The 23,632-nt window shown below is 40.0% G+C and carries 21 protein-coding genes; 19 read left to right on the top strand and 2 right to left on the bottom strand.

The features are described from left to right. The first annotated feature begins 522 nt into the window (after positions 1-522). The 5 genes from rpmH (at position 523) to IGK72_RS13385 (ending at position 3,735) form a co-directional block, all read left to right on the top strand. Positions 523-657 (top strand): 50S ribosomal protein L34, encoded by a 135-nt coding sequence (gene rpmH / locus IGK72_RS13405; protein ID WP_002356012.1) that lies wholly within the window; start codon positions 523-525, stop codon positions 655-657. A gap of 203 nt (positions 658-860) precedes the next feature. Further along, positions 861-1,217 carry a ribonuclease P protein component gene (gene rnpA, locus IGK72_RS13400; RefSeq protein WP_002356011.1) on the top strand — a complete coding sequence of 119 codons (357 nt, stop codon included), beginning with the start codon at positions 861-863 and terminating at the stop codon, positions 1,215-1,217. After that, a complete protein-coding gene (locus tag IGK72_RS13395; protein ID WP_002356010.1) occupies positions 1,217-2,044 on the top strand; it encodes a YidC/Oxa1 family membrane protein insertase in 828 nt (275 codons plus the stop codon). The genes rnpA and IGK72_RS13395 overlap by 1 nt, the downstream gene beginning before the upstream one ends. A 14-nt stretch (positions 2,045-2,058) precedes the next feature. Continuing rightward, positions 2,059-2,835, top strand: coding sequence for an RNA-binding cell elongation regulator Jag/EloR (gene jag / locus IGK72_RS13390; protein ID WP_002356009.1), 777 nt, complete (start codon positions 2,059-2,061; stop codon positions 2,833-2,835). A 177-nt stretch (positions 2,836-3,012) separates the two neighbouring features. Beyond that, positions 3,013-3,735, top strand: a complete 723-nt coding sequence (locus IGK72_RS13385; protein WP_002363545.1) for a response regulator transcription factor — start codon at positions 3,013-3,015, stop codon at positions 3,733-3,735. A gap of 43 nt (positions 3,736-3,778) precedes the next feature. On the opposite strand, the gene IGK72_RS13380 is transcribed toward IGK72_RS13385, so the two are convergent. Then, positions 3,779-4,474: a GntR family transcriptional regulator gene (locus IGK72_RS13380; RefSeq protein WP_002356006.1), complete on the bottom strand. Its 696-nt coding sequence runs from the start codon at positions 4,472-4,474 to the stop codon at positions 3,779-3,781. Positions 4,475-4,607: 133 nt separating this feature from the next. Next, a complete protein-coding gene (locus IGK72_RS13375; RefSeq protein ID WP_002410309.1) occupies positions 4,608-6,005 on the bottom strand; it encodes a CitMHS family transporter in 1,398 nt (465 codons plus the stop codon). 403 nt (positions 6,006-6,408) lie between these two features. On the opposite strand from IGK72_RS13375, the gene IGK72_RS13370 reads away from it, so the two are divergent. The 14 genes from IGK72_RS13370 to mnmE all read left to right on the top strand — a co-directional run bounded on the left by IGK72_RS13370 (position 6,409) and on the right by mnmE (position 23,626). After that, on the top strand, positions 6,409-6,771 hold the full coding sequence (locus tag IGK72_RS13370; protein ID WP_002356004.1) for a hypothetical protein: 363 nt from the start codon (positions 6,409-6,411) through the stop codon (positions 6,769-6,771). Continuing rightward, positions 6,755-7,156, top strand: coding sequence for an acetyl-CoA carboxylase biotin carboxyl carrier protein subunit (locus tag IGK72_RS13365; RefSeq protein ID WP_002363547.1), 402 nt, complete (start codon positions 6,755-6,757; stop codon positions 7,154-7,156). Before IGK72_RS13370 ends, IGK72_RS13365 begins: the two co-directional genes overlap by 17 nt. Positions 7,157-7,185: 29 nt before the next feature. Next, positions 7,186-8,301 (top strand): sodium ion-translocating decarboxylase subunit beta, encoded by a 1,116-nt coding sequence (locus IGK72_RS13360; RefSeq protein WP_002383526.1) that lies wholly within the window; start codon positions 7,186-7,188, stop codon positions 8,299-8,301. A gap of 21 nt (positions 8,302-8,322) precedes the next feature. Further along, on the top strand, positions 8,323-8,457 hold the full coding sequence (locus IGK72_RS13355) for an OadG-related small transporter subunit (RefSeq protein WP_002356001.1): 135 nt from the start codon (positions 8,323-8,325) through the stop codon (positions 8,455-8,457). A gap of 32 nt (positions 8,458-8,489) precedes the next feature. Further along, on the top strand, positions 8,490-9,482 hold the full coding sequence (gene citC, locus IGK72_RS13350; RefSeq protein ID WP_002386427.1) for a [citrate (pro-3S)-lyase] ligase: 993 nt from the start codon (positions 8,490-8,492) through the stop codon (positions 9,480-9,482). Between the two features lie 5 nt (positions 9,483-9,487). Continuing rightward, the gene (gene citD, locus IGK72_RS13345; protein WP_002355999.1) at positions 9,488-9,796 is read left to right on the top strand and encodes a citrate lyase acyl carrier protein; all 309 of its coding nucleotides are present in this window, start codon (positions 9,488-9,490) and stop codon (positions 9,794-9,796) included. Next, on the top strand, positions 9,784-10,671 hold the full coding sequence (gene citE / locus IGK72_RS13340; protein ID WP_002355998.1) for a citrate (pro-3S)-lyase subunit beta: 888 nt from the start codon (positions 9,784-9,786) through the stop codon (positions 10,669-10,671). Before citD ends, citE begins: the two co-directional genes overlap by 13 nt. Positions 10,672-10,673: 2 nt before the next feature. Continuing rightward, on the top strand, positions 10,674-12,206 hold the full coding sequence (citF, locus tag IGK72_RS13335) for a citrate lyase subunit alpha (protein ID WP_070415757.1): 1,533 nt from the start codon (positions 10,674-10,676) through the stop codon (positions 12,204-12,206). Further along, positions 12,199-12,735, top strand: a complete 537-nt coding sequence (gene citX / locus IGK72_RS13330; RefSeq protein WP_023894427.1) for a citrate lyase holo-[acyl-carrier protein] synthase — start codon at positions 12,199-12,201, stop codon at positions 12,733-12,735. Before citF ends, citX begins: the two co-directional genes overlap by 8 nt. Further along, positions 12,728-14,125, top strand: a complete 1,398-nt coding sequence (locus IGK72_RS13325; RefSeq protein WP_002355994.1) for an oxaloacetate decarboxylase subunit alpha — start codon at positions 12,728-12,730, stop codon at positions 14,123-14,125. The genes citX and IGK72_RS13325 overlap by 8 nt, the downstream gene beginning before the upstream one ends. A gap of 117 nt (positions 14,126-14,242) precedes the next feature. Beyond that, the gene (locus tag IGK72_RS13320) at positions 14,243-15,415 is read left to right on the top strand and encodes an NAD(P)-dependent malic enzyme (protein WP_023894426.1); all 1,173 of its coding nucleotides are present in this window, start codon (positions 14,243-14,245) and stop codon (positions 15,413-15,415) included. 6 nt (positions 15,416-15,421) lie between these two features. Further along, positions 15,422-16,291 carry a triphosphoribosyl-dephospho-CoA synthase CitG gene (citG, locus tag IGK72_RS13315; RefSeq protein WP_002379282.1) on the top strand — a complete coding sequence of 290 codons (870 nt, stop codon included), beginning with the start codon at positions 15,422-15,424 and terminating at the stop codon, positions 16,289-16,291. 740 nt (positions 16,292-17,031) lie between these two features. Beyond that, positions 17,032-21,996: an Ig-like domain-containing protein gene (locus tag IGK72_RS13310; protein ID WP_430608852.1), complete on the top strand. Its 4,965-nt coding sequence runs from the start codon at positions 17,032-17,034 to the stop codon at positions 21,994-21,996. A 232-nt stretch (positions 21,997-22,228) separates the two neighbouring features. After that, positions 22,229-23,626: a tRNA uridine-5-carboxymethylaminomethyl(34) synthesis GTPase MnmE gene (mnmE, locus tag IGK72_RS13305; protein ID WP_010819663.1), complete on the top strand. Its 1,398-nt coding sequence runs from the start codon at positions 22,229-22,231 to the stop codon at positions 23,624-23,626. Positions 23,627-23,632 lie beyond the last annotated feature (6 nt).

Below are 23,632 nucleotides of genomic sequence, written 5' to 3'. Positions count from 1 at the left end.
ACAGTGACCTCCTATATGTTTAAATTTTGGTTATCTAAAAAATGTGGATAACTTAAAAGAATGAGCATAGTCGATTTTAGCATTTTTTTAAAACTTTTTCCACAAGCAATTGTTCAATGTGGAAAAAAAGTACACAAGGGTGAAAAAAGTTTTCCACAGGGTGTCGACACTTGCGGAAGAAAGTGGTTGTTGAATGAGTTATCCACAAAAAGTTGAGAATAATTAAGCTTGACACAATCATGTTTCAAGAACTTATCAACAGCTAAAAAACAACCTGTGCAAAACTTTTTAACAGGTTGTTTTTTTGTGTAAAACTAGTGGAAAAATGGCTGTGAACAGAAAAAAATGTGGAAAACTATCCACAAGCTACTCACAGGAAAATTTAATTTGTGGATAATTGAAACGAATCTTTCTCAGGAAATATTTCTTAAATTTTATTGACAAAAGACCCTATTACTCGTTATACTATCAAAGTATGTCTATATATTGATGGATAGTTACAATTTCAGGAGGTGTAATTGCATGAAAAGAACGTATCAACCAAACAAACGTAAACGCCAAAAAGTTCACGGATTCCGTAAACGTATGAGCACTAAAAATGGCCGTCGCGTATTAGCAAGCCGTCGTCGTAAAGGTAGAAAAGTTATTTCTGCTTAATGATGGTCTGGTCTTTTAAACAGTCAATTTCTAAGAACCCTTAGTTATCTCCATAATTTTTTGGAAGATGTGAAGATAACTAAGGGTTCTTTTTCTGTTTTCAATAAAAGAAAGCAGGATTCTATAGAAAAGGCTACTAAAAAAGAGCGGAAATATGCTATTATTATTAAGAAGTAAAAAAATATAGAAACAAAGGGATGCCGATGAAAAAGTCCTACCGTGTCAAGAAAGAAAAAGAATTTCAACAGGTGTTTAATAAAAAACAATCTTGTGCAAATCGTCGTTTCGTGGTGTACGTTTTAGAGAAACCACAACAAGCCCATTTTCGAGTGGGGATTTCTGTTGGGAAGAAAATTGGAAACGCGGTCACAAGAAATGCTGTGAAGCGGAAAATCCGCGCGAGTTTATTTCAATTAAAAGACCGTATCTCTCCAGAAATTGATTTTATCGTGATTGCACGTCCAGGATTGGAAAAGTTATCGTCTGAAGAAGTGAAAGCTAATTTAACACATGTGTTAAATTTAGCTAAAATATTAGATGTAAGAGAGGGAATTGAGTAGTGAAGAAGTATAAGCGCTTATTATTAATGGCTGGGTTAGTGACCTTAGTCTTTGTTTTATCCGCCTGCGGAACCGCGCCCGTAAGTGAAAGTAGTACAGGAATTTGGGATCGATACATTGTTTATTATTTTGCCCAAGCGATTAAGTTCCTATCATTAGGCGGCAGTGTCGGAATTGGGATTATCCTATTTACGTTAGTCATCCGGATTATTTTATTGCCGTTGATGCATTTCCAAACGAAGAGTATGCGTAAAACACAAGAGTTGCAACCGCAATTAAAGGCCTTGCAACAAAAATATTCTTCAAAAGATCCTGAAACACAACGCTTATTCCGAGAAGAACAGCAACGTTTGTATGCAGAGAATAATGTGAATCCTTACATTGGCTGTTTACCACTGTTGGTTCAACTACCAATCATGATGGCTTTGTATCAAGCCATTTCACGCGTGCCTGAGTTAAAAGAAGGAACGTTCTTGTGGTTAAGCCTCGATAAGCCGGATCCGTATTTAATTTTACCGATTTTAGCAGCTGTCTTTACGTTTGCTAGTACGTATCTTTCAAGTATGAGCCAACTAGAAACAAATGCCTCACTGAAAATTATGAATTACGTTATGCCAGCGATGATCTTCTTTATGGGGATTTCATTAGCCAGCAGTTTATCTCTTTACTGGGTGGTCTCAAATGCCTTCCAAACAGGGCAAACATTGTTATTAAACAACCCATTCAAAATCCGTAAAGAGCGGGAGGAAGCAGCACGTCAAGCCAAAGCACGGGAGCGAGCGCTTGAACGAGCAAAAAGTCCTAAGAAAAAAGGGAAGAAAAAATAAAGGAGGTCGTTCAGATGCCGATTTATGAAGGAAATACAATCGAAGAAGCAACGCAGAAAGGCTTACAAGCACTTGGTTTAACCAAAGAGGATGTTACAATTGATGTGTTAGACGAAGGAAAAAAAGGATTTTTAGGTCTAGGAAAAAAACTTGCCCAAATTTCAATGGAACCAACGATTAGTGAGCAAGTTACAGAAGCGGTCGAAGAAACAGTGGAAGATATTGTTGTTGCCGATGAAGCAAAAGCAGTGGAAGAAGCAGTTGAGGAATTAACCGAAGCAATTCCTAGTCTCTCAGAGGAATCAACACATTCTTTAGAAAATCTGGAAGACGAAGCTGCTATTACTGAATTAGCGATGTATTTAACGAATATTTCAAATGAACTGAACGCCCCTGCCATGGTTCGCATAGCGCGCGAGAATGGCAATATTATCTTCCATTTAGAAACAGAAAAACAAGGTATCTTAATTGGAAAACACGGAAAAGTGTTAAATGCGTTACAGTATTTAGCGCAAGTCTTTATTCACCGCATTGCAAGCAATAAGCTATCGATTGTTGTGAATGTCGGAAATTATCGTGAAAAACGTCATGAAATTTTGGAACGTTTAGCGAAACGCACCGCGGAAAAAGCCAAACGCACTGGGCGGCCAGTCTTCTTGGAACCAATGCCGGCTTTTGAAAGAAAACAAATTCATCACACGCTAAGTAAAGATGAGCAAATCAAAACCCATTCTGAAGGGGATGAACCTTATCGGTATTTAGTGGTTGAACCAGTTAAGAAGTATTTTTAAACAAACAAAGAAACGTTGGCAACTCTCAGCAGGGACTGAATAGTTGCCAACGTTTCTTTGTTAAATGATTTTTTAGCCGTCTCCGTTTCTTTTTTTATGTTATGATAATCAGTAATTACTCCAGTAGTAAATTCAAATGAAAAAGTTTTGTAAAGAGACGTAGGGGGAGCAACAGGTATGCGTACGGAGAAAATACTGGTTGTAGATGATGATGCAGCAGTTCGTCGCTTGATTTGGAAAGCATTACAATCAACAGGTATTCTTATTTACCAAAGTGAATCAATTGAAAAAACAAAAGATATCGTGTCCAGAGTTACCTTTGATTTGTTCATTTTAGATGATAACTTGGAACATGACAGCGATGGTTACTACTTAGTCCAAATGATTAGAGAGAAATATCCACTAGTGCCAATTATCTTTTTTAGTAGCAAAAAAGAAGAAGAGGATATCATTGCAGCCTTGGAAATGGGCGTGGATAGTTATATAACGAAACCTTTTTCCTTGAATGTTTTTAAGGCTCAGGTGATTGCTTCGTTGAATCGAGCTCGAATGATTCGAAAACAATTGAATGTTTATAAAAAAGAAGAGCTACAGGTAGGTGATTTCCGTTTTGATTATGGTCGTTATCAACTATTTAAAAAGGATTTACCTATTTCATTATCTTCGAAAGAAGTTCAATTAATTCAATTTTTTCTGGAGAATCCCGAGCAAGTATTCTCTAAAGAACAAATTTACAGCAGTGTTTGGGGTACCGGGGATGTCGATGCGAATACGATTATGGTTTTTATTAATCGTTTACGAAGTAAATTAGAAGAAAACCCGAAAGAACCTTGTTACCTTCGGACCGTTTGGGGCATTGGTTATACCTTTACGCCAGATGGTTGCGTACAAAAAAAATGAAAAAAGGCCCGCAGTTGCACGAGCGACTGCAGGTCTTTTTTGCTTATTCAATTTGCCGACGTTCCATTTCTTTCAAAATAAATTGAAGCGAACGATTTAGATGTTCATGGGTTAAAAGTGTGATCTGGTCAATATTCTTTGTTTTCATTCCGCGGAAAATTAACCAATGTTCTTCTAGGGCAATACTACGACGTTCTGAGGCACGAATCGCAATATCTCTGAAATAGATTAAGTAAGCATGGAGATCAGTCACAATTTTTTTTAAACGTAGCATCTGACTCTTAGTATAAATAAAGGAATTAAAATCTGAAAAGTTCTGTAGTAAGTCATCTACTTGGTTATTTTTATTGTATTGTTCTCCTTCGAGAAGTAAGGCTTCCAATTCATCAAAATCTTCTGGTGTCATGAGTTCCATGGCTTTAATGGTTGCTAAAGTGTCCAAAGATTTACGAATATCATAAATTTCATAAGCATCTTTCATACTAATCCCTTTAACCACGATACCCACCATAGGTATATGTTCCACCAATTGTTCTTTGACCAATTCTTGTAAAGCAAAGCGAATGGGCGTCCGACTAATGTTTAATTGCTCGGAAAATTCTTTTTCGTTAATCCGTTCACCTGCAGGAATATCCCCTAAAATAATGGTTTTTTTAAAGGCTTCGTAGGTACAAATTTTTAGAGGTTTACTGCTGGTTAAATCTAAGTTCCGTTTTACTGCTTCAACCGTTGGATTCATATGAGGCACCTCCCTATAGGTTATTTTTATAGATAATAAATATAATATTAAAAATGAAAATATAACGCAAGAAAAGACAAAATGAAAAGAAAACCGAGGAGAAAAGGCACTCCTACGGTTTCAGCGACGACGTTTAATTTTGTGGAATAAATAAAGGCATGTGACCTAAAGCAACAATTGTAACAACGAAAATAACGAAAATTCCTAAGGCATATTTTGCTGATTCTTTTTGCCATTGGCCCATATCTAAACCAGTTAAACGTAATAGCAAGTAAATAAATGCCACTAATGGACTTAATAAGTGGAACGCTTGCCCCATTAAGGAAGCTAAAGCCATAGACATATTGTCAAATCCATAAGAACGTCCAGCTTCTGCTAGGACTGGTAAGACACCGAAATAGAAACCATCGTTTGAAATAAAGAATGTTCCTGGTGCTGAAATGAACGCAATCACTAAGCCCCAAGCGCCGGCTAATTGTTTTGGAATAATATTAACAAAGCTATTTGCTAAGGCATTGGCCATACCAGAACCTTGGAATAAGCCCATGAAGACGCCAGCAGCAAAAACTAAGATAACTACTTGTACAGCATCACCAGCATTTGCACTGATACGGCTGCTTTGATCTTTTAATTTTGGATAGTTAATCATTAAAGCGATACAAGTACCAACTAGGAATAATAATAACGGTGGCATTTCAATCCACGAAGGCAAACCTAATTGACCAACGAATGAACTTAGGACTAACCAACCGATTAAGATAATCGTTAAAATACCATTGAATGCAAAATTCTTTGGACGACGAATTTCTAATAACTCAGGATCGTTAACAATAGTCATTTCTTCCAATTCTTTATCAGTAAGCGTTGTCACGCCTAAGCGAGCACGTTCTTTTTTCCCCATGCGATAAGCAACAAAGAAGATAACATACAATACAGATAAAATCATACCAGGTGCTAAATAAGAAAGAATGTCGGCATCAACTTCTAGTACGGCCATGGCACGAGCTGTTGGACCGCCCCAAGGTAATAAGTTCATAATGGTGTTTTGTAAGATAACAAGCACACCTAAATTCATCAATTTCATATTAAGTTTTTTGTAGATGGGAATAAACGCAGAACAGCAAATCAAGGTCGTGGTTGTTCCATCTCCGTTTAAGGAAACAGCAGCAGCAACTACCGCAGTAGCCATCAAGACTTTCATTGGATCGCCTTTAGCAAAGTAAATCATTTTTTTAGTGATTGGGTCAAACAAACCAGCATCCAACATAATAGAGAAGTAAAGAATGGCAAATAATAACATAATACCAGTTTTTGAAGTAGTTGAAATCCCATCTAAGACGAAATTCCCAATGTTGACTTCAGGGACAACACCGTCAGCACCAGGTGGCGGACTCGCTACTCCAGTTGCAATTGCAATCAAAGTAAAAATAAGAGGAATAATTACTAAAGATGTAAACGGTGACAATTTCTTTTTCATGATTACATACATAAAGATGATAATCATACCATAAGCTAAAATAGTGAGTAACATGTTTTTCTTCCTTTCTTTTTTAGAACTTTTTTGTAAGCGTTAACAACCGGTGTTAATAAAAAAGAATAGCCATGAGAAATGTTTCACAGTATTCTGGTTTACAACAAAAAATATTTTTTGTGTTTGTCTATAGTGTGAGAATATACAAACTTTCGCAGAGAATAAATAGCCTAAAACAAAAAGAACATCAAAAAAACAATTCAACAATCAAATTCTTATTAATAACTTAATATAATATTAATAGAATCTTAACGGCTGATAAATGCTTATATACCAATGTTTACAGAGTTTTTTTCACAAAATAAACAATAAAAGAACAATCTGAGCTAGTGTTTTCACTAGGTTTTTTAACGGTTTTTTCTATAATGAACGTATACCAAGAATTAGTGAAAGGAGAGACAATATGGGCCTATTTAAGTCCTTATTCAAGAAAGAGCAACACACGCAGGATACCGAGATTAATGAAAGCGTTATCCAACGTGAAGCGGATAACTTGGAAAAGCGATGGATAGATATACCAGCATATATTCCTGCTGAGCCAAAAGAATATCAATTGGTAAGTATTGTGGCCACTGCCATCGCAGCAGGAGAGTTTCCAGAAAGTCGTTTTGTTATCAAAAAAATCGCAAAACGAAATCCAGAAGCAAAAGAAGTTGCCATTATTGCAGCCAGTATAGCTGCAGAGCTTTCAGAAGAGTCTCAGCTAGTTGTCAAAAGAATTTCAAAACAAAACCTTGAGGAGGATCATTATGTTACGCAAATTTAAAATTTCAATTGATGGGAAAGAATATTTAGTCGAGATGGAAGAAATCGGTGGCGTCCCACAACCAGCACCTGTTGCGCCACAACCAACAGCGCCAGTTGCTACGACAGAAACACCAGCCCCTGCTGTTGAAGAAGCCCCAGCGCCAGCAGCACAGCCAGCCGCCCCAGCAGGAGCAGATGCAATGCCTGCGCCAATGCCAGGAACTGTGTTAAAAGTATTAGTCAATGTTGGTGATACGGTGTCTGAGAACCAACCATTGTTAATTTTAGAAGCAATGAAGATGGAAAATGAAATCGTTGCAGGGAAAGCAGGTACGGTAACAGGAATTCATGTTACCCAAGGTCAAATTGTGAATCCAGGGGAACCATTAATAACAATTAACTAGAATTAATTTAAGAAGAGGAAGTGATTTGTGTGGAGACACTGATTCAAGGTGTTATAGGAATGGGCCAAGAACCAGGACGCATTGTGATGATGCTGATTGGTGGACTATTAATGTATTTAGGAATAAAAAAAGAGTATGAACCAACACTTTTAGTGCCAATGGGTTTAGGAACGATTTTAGTGAACTTTCCTAATTCCGGCGTATTGAGCGCTGGCGGCGAGCCGGGTCCGTTTAATGTTCTTTTTGATTTTGGAATAAAAACAGAGTTATTCCCGTTATTATTATTTATTGGGATTGGGGCAATGATTGATTTCGGTCCATTGTTACAAAATCCGTTTATGTTGATGTTTGGTGCCGCTGCACAGTTTGGGATTTTCTTTACAGTTATTATGGCTGTTTTATTAGGTTTTGATTTAAACGATGCTGCTTCGATTGGGATTATTGGTGCCGCTGATGGTCCAACGTCTATTTTCGTAGCAAATACCTTACATTCAAAATACATGGGGGCCATAATGGTTGCCGCTTACTCCTACATGGCGTTAGTTCCGATTATTCAACCAGTAGCGATTAAAGCAGTGACGACGAAAGCCGAACGTCGTATCCGTATGACTTATCGGGCCGGTGAAGTTTCTCAAACAGCAAAAATTCTTTTCCCGGTTGTTATTACGATTGTCGCAGGGTTAATTGCGCCGGTGTCATTACCATTAGTTGGTTTCTTAATGTTTGGGAACTTATTAAGAGAATGTGGCGTTTTGGACCGCTTATCCATTACAGCTCAAAATGAATTGGTAAATATTATTAGTATCTTGCTAGGACTATCTATTTCCGTTAGCATGAACTATGCAGAGTTCTTAAAAGTCGATACGTTGATGGTTATTGGCTTAGGGTTAGTCGCCTTTATTATGGACTCAGTCGGCGGCGTGCTTTTTGCTAAATTCTTGAATTTATTTAGAAAAGAAAAAATCAATCCAATGATTGGTGCTGCGGGTATTTCCGCTTTCCCAATGTCTAGTCGGGTCATTCAAAAAATGGCTACAGATGAAGACCCACAAAACTTTATTTTAATGCATGCTGCTGGTGCCAACGTTTCAGGACAAATCGCTTCTGTAATTGCTGGTGGCTTACTATTAGCCTTTTTAACATAGGACGGAAAGGAGAACGAATACATGTCTGTTAACATGGAAGATTTAAAAATTGCTTTTGAACTGTTAGGTTTTGGTTGGGGCGGCGTTTTCGTTGTTTTATTTATCATTTATCTAGCATCTAAATTACTAACAAAATTATTTCCAATTAAAAAATAAAGGAGGTTATTGCTGTGAGCAGCGTATATACAATGAAAAGAATCTGGTTGCAAAAAGATAAAAAAGCTTATCAAGCTTGGCGCGAATTAATGGAAAAAGCCGCATTGCAAACGACAGAAGCACTTGATTACACCGTTGGCATATATGATGACACAGCATTAATCGCCTCTGGCTCGCTTTCAGGCAAAACGATTAAGTGCGTGGCCGTTTGTAAAAAATATCAATCTGAAAATTTGTTAACCCAATTGGTGGTTCATCTACTTGAAAAACTGAGAGAAGAAAACCAATTACACAGTTTTTTGTATACAAAACCAAAAAATGAACAAATTTTTCAGTCGCTAGGCTTTCAAAAAGTGGTTGCGAATCAAGAGGTGCTATTTATGGAGCAAGGCAAACCAGATTTTGCCGATTATCTTGATTACCTGACACAGCATAAAAAAGCAGGGCCAGCCAGTAGCATTGTCATGAATGCAAATCCTTTTACGAAAGGCCATCAGTACTTAGTCGAAAAAGCAGCCAAAGAAAGTCCGCACGTTTATGTGTTTGTTTTATCTGAAGATAAATCGCTATTTTCAAAAGAAGCACGTTTCGCAATGGTGCAAAAAGGGGTCGCCCATTTACCCAATGTGACAGTCCTATCTACAGAAGATTACTTAGTTTCGTCTGCGACTTTTCCTACCTATTTTTTGAAAGAAAAAGCGCCATTAGAGGTAGCTGCAATTCAAGCAACGCTTGATGCAACGTTATTTAAAGAAAGAATTGCGCCAATACTCGAAATTCAGCAACGTTATGTGGGAGAAGAGCCTTATTCAGAAGTGACCGATGTCTACAATCAAGCAATGCAACAAGTTTTCGGACAAACGATAACGCTAACCATTGTCCCGCGATTAGCGAGTGATGGAGAGCTGATTAGTGCGACGAAAGTTCGCAAAGCGATGGCTGAAGGCGACAAAGAGACACTCAAGAAGTTTTTACCAGCAACAAGTTATCAATACTTAGTAGAACACAAGAAACTAATGAGGTGAAGAAAGTGAAGATTATCAAAAATGCTACTGCAGGGACAGTAGAATCAAGTGATATTATGATTACCGTCCAACCCATTGAATCAACAGAAAATACCATTGAATTAGAAAGTAGTGTCGAAAAACAATTTGGCAATCAAATTCGTCAGGTGATTACGACAACTTTGGAACATTTAGATGTCCAAGGCGTTGCGGTCAAGGCGATTGATAAAGGGGCATTAGATTGTACAATCAAAGCTCGGATGATTACAGTTTTACATCGAGGCGCTGAAAAAGAAACGTATGATTGGAAGGAGTTGGACTCATGGAACGTTTAAGAAGAACAATGATGTTTGTCCCTGGAGCGAATGCAGCAATGCTAAGAGATGCACCTTTGTATGGGGCAGATTCAATCATGTTTGATTTAGAAGATGCAGTTTCATTAAAAGAAAAAGACTCTGCCCGTGTTTTAGTCCATTCTGCTTTGAAAACTTTCGATTATGGCAATATTGAAATTGTTGTTCGGATCAATGCTTTAGATGCCGGTGGCGCAGAAGATATTGAAGCAATGGTCTTAGCTGGTGTCGATGTGATTCGTTTACCAAAAACAGAAACAGCCCAAGATATCATTGATGTCGAGGCAGTCATTACAGAAGTAGAACAGCAAAATGACATTCCCGTAGGAACAACGAAAATGATGGCTGCCATCGAATCGGCTGAAGGTGTTCTAAATGCGCCCGCGATTGCCAAAAGTTCAACTCGCTTGATTGGCATCGCGTTAGGCGCCGAAGACTATGTTACCAATATGAAAACACGCCGCCATCCAGATGGCCAAGAACTATTCTTTGCTCGTAGCATGATTTTACATGCCGCTCGAGCAGCTGGGATTGCAGCTATTGATACGGTCTATTCAGATGTAGACAATACGGAAGGCTTTGAAGCCGAAGTTCGTTTGATTAAACAGCTAGGTTTCGATGGAAAATCGGTGATTAACCCTCGTCAAATCCCATTAGTTAATACTATTTATGCGCCAACAGAAAAAGAAATCCAGAATGCTAAGGAAGTAATCTGGGGCATTCGGGAAGCCGAAGCAAAAGGTTCCGGTGTTATCTCCGTAAATGGAAAAATGGTTGATAAACCAATTGTTGAACGAGCTGAACGGGTCATTGCGTTAGCATTGGCGGCTAAATTAATTACCGAGGAGGAAATATAGACATGGTAGTAAATAAAGTAGGCAAAGACATTCCTCAATCTTATGCAGAGCAATACGGCATTTATGAAGGAGAATTAGCACACATTGATGCTTATCAAGAATCGAGCCGAGCAATTAAACCAGTGAAACCTCGGGAGACAAAACTTTTAGGAAGTATTCGTGAAGCAATTGAAAAAACAGGTTTAAAAGATGGCATGACCATCTCTTTCCATCACCATTTCCGTGAAGGAGACTATGTGATGAATTTAGTTTTAGCCGAGATTGCCGCCATGGGGCTGAAAAACATTTCGATTGCACCTAGTTCAATTGCAAATGTTCATGAACCTTTGATCGAACACATTAAAAATGGAGTAGTCACCAACATTACTTCTTCAGGTTTGAGAGATAAAGTAGGCGCCGCTATTTCAGCAGGTATCATGGAAAATCCTGTGGTGATTCGTTCACATGGTGGCCGGGCACGGGCAGTAGCAGCAGGTGATATCCATATTGATGTAGCTTTCTTAGGTGCACCAAGTTCAGACGCTTATGGAAATGCGAATGGAACCAAAGGAAAAGCCACCTGTGGTTCTCTTGGATATGCGATGGTCGATGCAAAATATGCGGATCAAGTGGTCATCATTACTGACACATTAGTACCATATCCTAATACCCCTATTAGTATTCCACAAACAGATGTTGATTATGTGGTAGAAATTGATGCAATTGGTGATCCAGATGGAATTGCCAAAGGCGCGACACGTTTTACAAAGAATCCTAAAGAATTATTGATTGCTGAATATGCCGCAAAAATAATTACACATTCTCCTTACTACAAAGAAGGCTTCTCATTCCAAACAGGAACAGGTGGCTCTTCACTAGCAGTTACGCGGTTCATGAGAGAACAAATGCTTAAAGATGGCATTAAAGCAAGTTTCGCTTTAGGCGGAATTACGAATGCAATGGTGGAACTTTTGGAAGAAGGCTTAGTAGAAAAAATTATTGACGTCCAAGACTTTGATCATCCATCAGCTATTTCTTTAGGGGAAAATGCCAATCATTATGAAATTGATGCCAATATGTATGCTTCACCGCTTAGCAAAGGGGCGGTTATTAATCAATTAGACACAGCTATTTTATCTGCTTTAGAAGTGGACACAGATTTTAATGTAAATGTCATTACTGGTTCAGATGGTGTCATCCGTGGTGCTTCTGGCGGACATTCCGATACAAGTATGGCTTGTAAAATGAGTCTAGTGATTGCACCACTTGTTCGTGGACGGATCCCAACAATCGTTGAGCAAGTAAATACAGTCGTTACACCAGGTACGAGTGTCGATGTCGTAGTAACAGAAGTCGGCATTGCAATCAATCCAAAAAGAACAGACTTAATTGATTGTTTTAAAACCTTAGATGTTCCTCAGTTTACGTTAGAAGAGTTGAAAGACAAAGCCTACAACATTGTTGGCACCCCGGAACCAATTAAATATGGAGACAAAGTTGTTGCGTTAATTGAATACCGAGATGGTAGTCTAATTGATGTGGTACGCAATGTTTAATGGGGAAAAAGTAACACTTTTAGAGATGTTGGATGCTCGCGAACAAAGAGCTGCCACACAGAAGGAGTTGTTAGAAACAGCACCAGAAGCTAGTCTCTTATCTGCCACAATGAATATTCCTGGAGAAGTGAAAAATTCGCCCACCTTAACGGCTGTTTTTTTAGAAGTAATTGACGAAGTCGAGCAACAATTGCTGGATCAAGTACCGATTGTTAATTTTTACCGGAATGAAAAAACAGGGCCTGAATATTATTTGGCGGTTTCGTTAGCCCCGCAAGAGTTAAAACAAAGAATGGTCAAAATTGAAGAAACACATCCTTATGGTCGTTTAGTGGACCTAGATGTTTTATGGGGAAATGAGGAACTAAAAAGCCTTCATCGAGGAGATTTAGGTTTGCCACCACGGCTCTGTTTTATGTGCCAAGAAGAGGCGAAAGTCTGTGGACGAAATCGACGTCACAGTCTTGAAGCAATGCAAGAAAAAATAACAGAAATAATTTTGACACGAAAGGAGCAGCCAAGTGAGTAAAAAAATTCGTTTTACAGAAACGGTGCTACGGGATGGACAACAAAGTTTAATTGCAACACGGATGCCAACCTCAGATATGCTGCCGATTATTAAAACAATGGACGAGGCAGGATTTCATGCATTAGAAATGTGGGGCGGGGCAACGTTTGATTCCTGTGTCCGCTATTTAAACGAGGATCCTTGGGAACGTCTTCGCCAAATTCGCAAAGAAGTTAAAAATACCAAACTTCAAATGTTATTACGAGGACAAAATTTACTAGGATATCGTCATTACGCTGATGATGTGGTGCGGGCCTTTGTCGAAAAATCAGTTGAAAATGGGATTGATATTATTCGTATTTTCGATGCCTTGAATGATGTCCGTAATTTACAAACAGCAATTCAAACAACAAAAGAAGCTGGCGGACACTGTCAAGCAGCGATTTCTTATACCACGAGTGAAATTCATACCATCGATTACTTTGTAAAATTAGCCAAAGAATTAAGTCAAACAGGAGCGGATTCCATTTGTATTAAGGATATGGCAGGCGTTTTGACGCCACAAACGGGTTTTGAATTAGTGAGCAAAATGAAAGATGCCATTGATTTACCTTTAGAGGTGCATACGCATGCGACTAGTGGTATTTCTGAGATGACCTATTTAAAAGTTGCTGAAGCAGGTGCGGATATCATCGATACAGCTATCTCTTCTTTCGCTGGCGGTACGAGTCAACCAGCCACAGAATCTGTAGCCATTGCGTTAGAAGATTTAGGCTTTGAAACAGGTTTAAATATGGAAAAAGTAACAGAGATTGCTGACTATTTCAATCCGATTCGTGATCGCTTTAGAAGTGAAGGCATTTTAAACCCTAAAGTTAAAGATACGGAACCGAAAACCTTGATTTATCAAGTGCCTGGTGGTATGTTATCAAACTTATTAAGTCAATTAACGGAGCAAGGCTTACAAGACAAATATGAAGAAGTTTTAGCTGAAGTACCTAAAGTAAGAGCGGATTTAGGGTACCCACCACTAGTTACGCCGCTTTCACAAATGGTCGGAACACAAGCCTTAATGAATGTGATTTCTGGGGAAAGATATTCCTTAATACCGAATGAAATCAAAGATTATGTGCGCGGAGAATATGGCAAATCACCAGCACCTATCGCAGAAGAGATTAAGCAAAAAATCATTGGGGATGAAGAAGTAATTACTTGTCGACCAGCGGATTTATTGAAACCAGAGTTGCATAGTTTAGAAAAGGAAATCCAACAATACGCAAAATCTGAAGAGGATGTCCTATTATATGCGATGTTCCCGCAACAAGGAAAAGACTTTTTAGGACGTCGTGAAGATCCTTTTTACGATGTACCGTTACAGAAAGTGACAGTCAAACTTGACTTGCCAGAATAGAACGGGCAAGTGCTCCGCAAATGTATAAAGAAGCAAGGGTTTGAGCGACGATAACGGTTGTTCAAACCCTTACTTCATCAAATAGAAAAAAGGCAGCCCGTGAAAGGAAGTGACAATGTGTTAGAAGAAGTTCTAGCAATTCATCAAAAAAATATTGGTGTACTAAGTCTTGAAGCAACAGAAGCGGTGTTAAACCATCATGATTTAGCCAAAATGTATACACCTGGTGTCGCAGAATTGAGTTTAATGATTGCCCAAAATCATGAATTAGCGCGCGAGTGGACCATTAGTGGTAAGTTAATTGCGGTTATTACAGATGGGTCAGCTGTTCTGGGTCTCGGCAATATGGGCACGCAAGCGGGCTTGCCAATTGTTGAAGGCAAAGCTTTACTTTATAAAAATTTGGCGGGGGTCGATGCTATTCCTTTAGCACTGGAACAAAAATCAGTGGACGAGATGGTTCAAACAATTGAAAATTTACAAAATAGTTTTGCAGGAATCCATTTAGAAGATATTTCTGCACCAAAATGTTTTGAAATTGAAGAAAAACTTCAACAACGTTTGAACATTCCTGTGTATCATGATGACCAAGAAGGCACTGCCATTGTCGTTTTAGCTGGGCTAATTAACGCAGCTAAAATTAAAGGAAAACCTTTAAATGAATTACGTGTGGTGATTAACGGAGTTGGAGCTTCTGGTGTAGCGGCCGCTAAGTTATGTATTCAAGCGGGGATTACGCATCTCACCTTAGTAGATCGCCAAGGTGTTTTAAGAGAAGAAGACCCGACATTGAATCCTTACCAACGTGCTTTGCTTCGACAGGTAATAAAACCATCAGTAGAAAACAAAGATTTAGCCACCGCTGTCGTCAATCAGGATATTTTTTTAGGCTTATCAGAAGCGGATGTGCTAACGCCAGCCCTGATTAAATCAATGAACCAAGACCCAATTATCTTTGCTTTAGCAAATCCTAAACCAGAAATTGAACCAGCCCTCGCCCAAGCCAATGGTGTCCGTTTATTAGCAACTGGTTCTTCCAAATATCCGAATCAAGTGAACAACATTTTAGCTTTTCCAGGTCTTTTTAAAGGGTTATTGGCAGCGAAAGGCAGAAAAGTTGATGTCGGTTTGCAAATGACAGTAGCACGAAGCTTGGCCGCTATGATTTCAGAACCCACAGTAGAAAAATTCATACCTAATGTATTTGATGGCGGCGTAGTTGACACGGTTTTTAATGCTGTACTAGACTATATAAAACAAGAAAAGACCACGGCAGAAGAAGGGACGTAAAAGGCAATGACAAAGCAAGCAAGGAGTAAATTAGCGCAGCAAGCACAATTGGCACTACTCTATGAAGTGACCTGTTTAAATAAACCAGGCTTGGTGGATCCAGTCGATGCAGGCGCCCATCAAGATATGGATGTTTTCACTTTTTTAGAAAGTAGTGTGGTTTTGACTCCTTATTTTGAAACCTTCGTTCAAGCTGGGACAGAGCTACGTCATTTGCCGATTGAGGCAACATTTCGCACGATTCGACAAGTTGGTTTAGAAGCAGAACGAGCGATGTTTGAGGCAACAGAAGGTATCAATACACATAAAGGAGCAATTTTTTCTCTAGGTATTTTTTTAGCTGTCTGTGGTCGTCTAATGATTTGGGAGACCCCTTGCACCTTACAATTGTTTCAACAAACGCTTCAAACAATGACGCAAGACTTATTGGCTGACTTTGAAAACCTCGCTACGAATGAGCTAGAAAAACTAACTTGGGGTGAACGACTATTTGTTCAGCATGGCTTGACTGGAATCCGTGGTGAGGCGCAACAAGGTTATCCCGCTGTCTTTGAACAGGGAGTGCCTTATTATCAAAAACATCAAGGCACACAACAACAAAAACTCATTGATACGCTCCTTTATTTATCGCTCTATGTTGAGGATACGAATTTGATTAAACGAAGTCAAAATGTCCAAATTTTTGAAGTATATCAACCGTTAATCCAGGAATATTTTGCTTTAGGGGGGACACAAACGTTACGGGGAACCCTTTGCTTAGAAAGATTGAATCACTTATTCAAAGAAAAAAATTGGAGTATTGGTGGCAGTGCAGATGCTTTAATTTTGGTGGTGTTTTTAGATAAACTAATGAAATTAAATTGGCTGACGCCTTAATTAAAAAGATAGTTACAACGCTGATTTGGTCAGTTATTTTGACCTTATATGCCTATGGAAAGGTCTCAAGAGAATTCAAGAAAGCGATTGACAAATACCACGAAACACAGTATATTTTATTACGAAATCATTCTTATCAGAGTATACAAATACGATGATAAACAGTTGAAGCGAATCTTGATTTGCTTTTCCTAAACCTGATTCTTTTAGAATCAGGTTTTTGTTTATCTAAAAGGCGGCATTCGTTCAAAAACGGCTGTCGCCTTTTTTTATGAAATTTTTTTAATATAAAAAATTTCATAAAAAAATCTTAAAAACAGAAAAAATTGTTATAGATTAGAGTCATTTTTTTGATGTAAAGTTTTTATAACTTATGTCTATAAAATTGATAAAAACAGTCAAAGTAGTAGAAAAAATAATAGTGGAATTTCTCAAAAAAATAAAAAAATTTTCCGTTATTTAATTATCGATTTATCAAACGATAAGTTATAATAAAATAATTTATTTATCTTTAATGATTGGGGAGGAACGTATAAACTTCCTCATTTTCCTCTCATTGTATAATAACTCACTAATGAATTAGTGAGTTATTATACATATCCAGGATGCTTGTTATCAAATGAATTTTTATATAAAAATTCACAGCATTATATTTTGAAAAGCTGAAGAAATGTACTAAACTGCAGGTGTTAAATCCATTTAAATCGCTAAAGGGGGAGATGAACAACTAGGGGAAGCTAATGATCTTGATATTTATCGTTTATTTTAAAGAAAAGAGGGACGATCAGATGAAAAAGAAAATTGTTGAGGATTTTAATCGGAAAAGTCAGCATAAAAAATGGACAAAACGCAAGATGCTTAATTTAGCAATATCAAGTGGTTTATTATTTACGTCATTAGCAATCCCTGTAAGTATAGCTGTTACCTCTGGCACAATCAGTGCATCAGCAGCGGTCTTGGATATCGAACTATTATCAAATGTTACGTCAAATAATGACAGTGGCACTTCAACGAGTAATCGTTGGACAGCCGCAAACCAAAATCAACCAGTTAATTTCACGGTTTCTGGTGGCGCTTTAGCAGATGCTTCCGCTGTGTTTAGTGGACAAAAACAAGCGGTGTTAGTGGTTCCTCCTGAGTTAAGAGGAAATGTAGCTGCAGCAGGCAGCGCAGCAATCAATACCAATGTCACGATTGATCTTTCAAAAGTTACTTTTTTGACTGCCGTTTTGAATGCAGCCAATGATTTAACCAATGTGATTACTCAAATTACCAGTGGGGCGTTAGGGAATTTAACTGGTGTTGATATTGATTTGACGGAAGTGAATCGTCAATTGGAATTAGTTAATAACATTGAAAACTTAGGTGCTGCTTCATTTACAGCTCCGGAAACGTTAGCAGCTGACGGCTCATACATTAGTGCACCGATTAGTGATGGTTTAGGGTTAGTTTTAGCCCAAAATGTTTCAAACATCTTACAAGATTTGAATGCGGCAGTTCAAGCTTTGGAGGCAAAAGGTACCAGTATCCCAAGTAATCTTGTCGCCGCAGCTATAAATGCAGCCTTGCTTCCTGTCAAAGGCACGGTAAACGTGGCTGTTTCAGGTGCTTTGCCTTTATTAGCGGTTGGTGGTTCAGGCGTAAATGAGTTAGTGGATGCTTCTTTACTAGGCACAACCACGGTTACTTTACCAACTACCGTTTCAACACCTCAAAATTTATCCAATAATTTAGATGCTCGTTTTGTAGGAACAGTCGTTCAAACAGATCTTTTAGACGTTAATTTATTAGCAACAGCAGACGGTGTATCCAACATTTATTTTGCTGCAGGCACTACTAGTGAAGTAACCGCACCAACAATCACAGGAGTAACAGGTAATTCAACAGCAGGTTACGAAGTTAAAGGAACTGCCGATGCCAATGCCACGGTTGAAATCCGAAATGCAGGAGGCACCGTAATAGGCACAGGTACCGCTGATGGGACAGGAGCGTTTACAGTTACCGTTCCCGCAGGTGAAGCAGGCGCCAATGAAACGTTAACCGCCGTAGCGAAAAACGCCAGTGGCACAGAAAGCACGCCAACAACGTTCCAAACGCCAGCGGATGAAGCAACCGTAACCGCACCAACAATCACAGGAGTGACAGGTAATTCAACGGCAGGTTACGAGGTTAAAGGAACTGCTGATGCCAATGCCACAGTTGAAATCCGAAATGCAGGAGGCACCGTAATAGGCACAGGTACCGCTGATGGGACAGGAGCGTTTACAGTTACCGTTCCCGCAGGTGAAGCAGGCGCCAATGAAACGTTAACCGCCGTAGCGAAAAACGCCAGCGGTACAGAAAGTACGCCAACAACGTTCCAAACACCAGCGGATGAAGCAACCGTAACCGCACCAACAATCACAGGAGTGACAGGTAATTCAACGGCAGGTTACGAAGTTAAAGGAACTGCCGATGCCAATGCCACGGTTGAAATCCGAAATGCAGGAGGCACCGTAATAGGCACAGGTACCGCTGATGGGACAGGAGCGTTTACAGTTACCGTTCCCGCAGGTGAAGCAGGTGCCAATGAAACGTTAACCGCCGTAGCGAAAAACGCCAGCGGCACAGAAAGTACGCCAACAACGTTCCAAACGCCAGCGGATCCTAATACGCCCGTGGCGACGCCAATTGTTGAGACTGTAACAGGTAGTACAACAAAAGGCTATGAGGTCAAAGGGACTGCTGAAGTTGGCACCACCATTGAGGTTCGCGATGCAGCTGGCACGGTCCTTGGTACTGCAACAACTGGAACTGACGGAAAATATACAGTGACTTTAGATTCAGGAACAGCAACAGCAAATCAAACGCTGAGCGTTGTAGCGAAAAACGCTAGTGGCACGGAAAGTCAACCAGCAACGGCGACAACACCAGCTGATGTCACTGCACCAACAGTTGATAACATCACAGGCAACTCTGGTTCGGGTTATGAAATTACAGGAACAGCAGACCCTAACACAACAATCGAAGTTCGTGATCCATCTGGGGCAGTCATTGGTACAGGTACCTCTGATGCGAATGGTGATTTTACTGTAACGCTACCAACGGGAACGACCAATCCTGGGGATACGTTAACAGTGATTGGAAAGGATAACGCGGGAAATGAAAGTCAACCGACTGAAGTCCTTGTTCCTGCTGATGCCACGGTTACAGCACCAACTGTAACAGGAGTAACAGGTAATTCAGTTGCTGGTTATCAGGTGACAGGCACCGCTGATCCGAATGCTACCATCGAAATTCGTGATGCAGATGGGAACGTGATTGCAACAGGGACTGCCGATGGGACTGGTTCCTTTGCTGTGAACCTTCCAGCTGGGACGGCAAATGCGAATGAAACATTGACAGCGTTAGCCAAAGATCCTGCTGGCAATACAAGTACACCGACAACCTTCCAAACACCAGCAGATGAAGTAGTGGCACCGCCAAGTGTCGACAAAGTTACTGGGAATACAACACAAGGATATCAAGTGACAGGTACCGCTGAACTTGGCACCACCATTGAAGTTCGTGCAACAGACGGAACAGTTTTAGGCACCGCAACAACTGGACCGACTGGCCAATATACTGTGACGTTAGCTTCAGGAAAAGCAACAGCTAAACAAACAGTGAATGTAGTTGCTAAAAATGATACTGGACTTGAGAGTCAACCAACTACAGCTATGACACCCGCTGATGTTACCACACCAACAATTGGTGACATTACTGGAGATTCAACAACTGGTTATGAAATCACTGGGACGGCGGACCCTAATACCACCATTGAAGTACGGAACCCAGATGGAACAATTATTGGTACAACGACAACGGATGATCAAGGAAACTTTACTGTGGACCTTCCAGCGGGAGCCGCTAATCCTGGTGATACATTAACAGTTGTTGGAAAAGACGGTGACGGCAATGAAAGTCAACCAACGGAAGTGACGGTCCCTGAAGATGCAACCGTAGCAGCACCAACTGTGACGACTGTTACAGGAACAACTGCCACTGGGTATCAAGTAACCGGCACGGCAGAGCCAAATGTCACCATTGAGATTCACAATGAAGCAGGTTTAGTTATTGCTACGGGAACGACTGATGGTGCTGGCGCATTTACAATCACTCTTCCGACGGGCACAGCAACAGCTAACGAAGCCTTAACTGCCATTGCGAAAGATGCTGCTGGGAAAGAAAGTAATCCGACTGCTTTCAAAACACCTGCTGATCCAGATGCACCAGTCGCGACACCTACTGTTGACAAAATCACTGGTAGCACGACAAACGGCTATCAAGTAGTAGGAGCAGCAGAAGTTGGTACAACAGTTGAGGTGCGTGACGCCGATGGCACAGTCCTTGGCATGGCAACTACTGGAACTGATGGCAAATACACAGTGACTTTAGAGCCAGGGAAGGCCTCAGCTAACGAAACAATAACTGTCGTAGCGAAAAATGCAACAGGAAAAGAAAGTCAGCCAGCTACAGCAACTACACCAGCCGACTTAGCCACACCAACCATTGATTCTATTACCGGAAATTCTGGTAAAGGTTACGAAATCACTGGAACGGCGGAGCCCAAAACCACTATTGATGTCCGTGACGCAGACGGAACCATCATTGCTGCTACAACTGCTAACGAAACCGGCCAATATACGGTGACTCTACTAGCTGGCGTAGTGACACCAGGAGAAACGATTACGATTATTAGCAAAGATGGCGCTGGTAATGAAAGTCAACCAGCTACAGCCGTTATTCCAGCGGATGTCGTTTTAGCGGCGCCAACTATTACGAAGGTTGAAGGAAACAAAGCCAATGGCTATACAGTCACTGGAACTGCTGATCCAAATGTCACGGTTCAATTTTACAATAGCAGTGAACAATTATTGGCAAGTGGCAATACAACTACTGGAGGTACCTTCTCCGTTCATATTGCAGCAGGGTTAGCAACAGAAAAAGAAACATTAACCGCACTAACCACAGATACACAAGGAAATGTGAGTCCTAAAACCACATTTATGACGCCAGCCGATATTGCGGGAGAACCAGAAATTAAAATTGCGGCACCAACTGTTTCTTCAGTTTTAGGAACGTCTAAAGCCGGCTACCTCATCAAAGGAACAGCTGAACCAAACCGAATCATTCAAATTAGTAACCGACTATTAAGAAGTGTGATTGCTGTAGGTGCCACCGATGCTGAAGGCAACTTCGCTATCCAATTAACAGCGGGACAAGCGACTGCTCAACAAAGTTTACTTGCGACAGCTACCGATGGCGCAGGACATTACAGTACGGCTACAACCTTCATGACACCAGCCGACCCAACGAATCCTGGAGGAGGCAATGGTAACACTGGCGGAAATAACGGCAATACAGGCGGCAATACAGGAAACAATGGCGCAACTGGCGGGAATAATGGGAATGGTTCAAACACCGGTTCAAATCCAAATGGAGGTTCTGGTTTAGGAACAACAGGTTCTGGCTTAGGTTCACTAGGCAATGGCATCGGTACAAATGGTAGTGGCTACCACCCTAAACTAAGCACCATCAGTTATGGCACTGGAAATCACGGGAAAACAGGCTTCTTACCTAGCACAGGTGAAAAAGAGTCTTCAGCCGTGACAACAAGTTTGTTTGGCGCCTTTGTCGCACTCCTTGCGAGCATGGGAATCATCAAACGCAAACGTAAAAACTAGCTCTCTCCTTTAATTCCTATAGATGAGAAAACGTATTGTTGAGAATTCCCCACTCAATGATACGTTTTCTCGTTCCATTTAATGAAGAAAAATTGCCAAATAGAATAAAATGTGCTATTCTATTTTCAGAAAATCGAAGGAACAAGCAGTGAAAGTGCTAAATCCAACCTGAATTTTTTAATGCAGGAGGAGTGGGCGCTTTTTTTGTTGTTATAAAGAAAGGAAGCTAATTATGCAATCAGCTACAATGGAATTTGATACAATTGCGGCGATTTCTACGCCGCCAGGTGAAGGTGCGATTAGTATTGTTCGTTTAAGTGGCGAGCAAGCAGTTGCTATTGCAAACAAAGTTTATCGGTCAGGCACTAAAGATTTAGCTAAAGTCCCCACGCACACGATTCATTATGGTCATATTGTTGATCCGCAAAACAATCAATTGATTGATGAAGTCATGCTTTCTGTGATGCGGGCACCGAAAACATTTACACGAGAAGACGTGGTAGAAATTAACTGTCATGGCGGCATTGTCGTGGTGAACCAATTATTGCAATTACTGTTACGTGAAGGCGCACGAATGGCCGAACCTGGGGAATTTACAAAACGTGCTTTTCTAAATGGCCGAATGGATCTTTCACAAGCAGAAGCAGTGATGGACTTAATCCGTGCTAAAACGGATAAAGCGATGAATGTTGCATTGAACCAATTGGATGGTAACTTGTCGGCGTTAATTCGTTCATTAAGACAAGAAATTTTAAATACTTTAGCACAAGTAGAAGTTAATATCGATTATCCAGAGTATGATGATGTCGAAGAATTAACCACGAAATTACTTTTAGAAAAAGCCGAATTTGTGAAAGCGCAGATTCAACAATTATTAACGACCGCTAAACAAGGAAAAATTTTGCGAGAAGGTCTAAGTACAGCAATTATTGGCCGACCAAATGTCGGGAAATCCAGTTTGTTAAACCATCTGTTACGAGAAGAAAAAGCTATCGTTACAGATATTGCTGGAACGACACGTGATGTCATTGAAGAATACGTTAACGTTCGCGGCGTTCCTTTAAAATTAATTGATACAGCGGGGATTCGCGAAACAGAAGACATTGTGGAACGAATTGGTGTCGAACGCAGCCGCAAAGCGTTAGCAGATTCGGATTTAATTTTGTTAGTCTTAAATCAAAGCGAAGAATTGACAGAGGAAGATCGTCAACTGTTGGAAGCAACGAAAGGCTTAAAACGCGTTATTCTTTTAAATAAAATGGACTTACCGACAAAACTGGATCCTAACGAATTACAAGAATTAGTCCCTGCAGAAGAAATTTTATCCGTTTCGGTGTTGTCAAACACAGGCTTAGACCAGTTAGAAGCGAAAATTGCTGATCTTTTCTTTGGCGGCCAAACAGGCGAAAAAGATGCTACCTATATTTCTAATACACGTCATATTGCTTTGCTGGATCAAGCAGCGCTTTCGTTACAAGAAGTGATTAACGGCATCGAAGCAGGTATGCCAGTCGATTTAGTTCAAATTGATATGACCCGTTGTTGGGATTATTTAGGGGAAATCGTTGGCGATAGTGTCCAAGATGAATTAATTACACAGTTATTTAGTCAATTTTGTTTAGGAAAATAAGACAAG

Origin of the sequence: Enterococcus sp. DIV0183 (assembly GCF_050541505.1) — a bacterium.
Classification (GTDB): domain Bacteria; phylum Bacillota; class Bacilli; order Lactobacillales; family Enterococcaceae; genus Enterococcus; species Enterococcus faecalis.
This window is presented reverse-complemented; position numbering and strand designations above follow the sequence as displayed.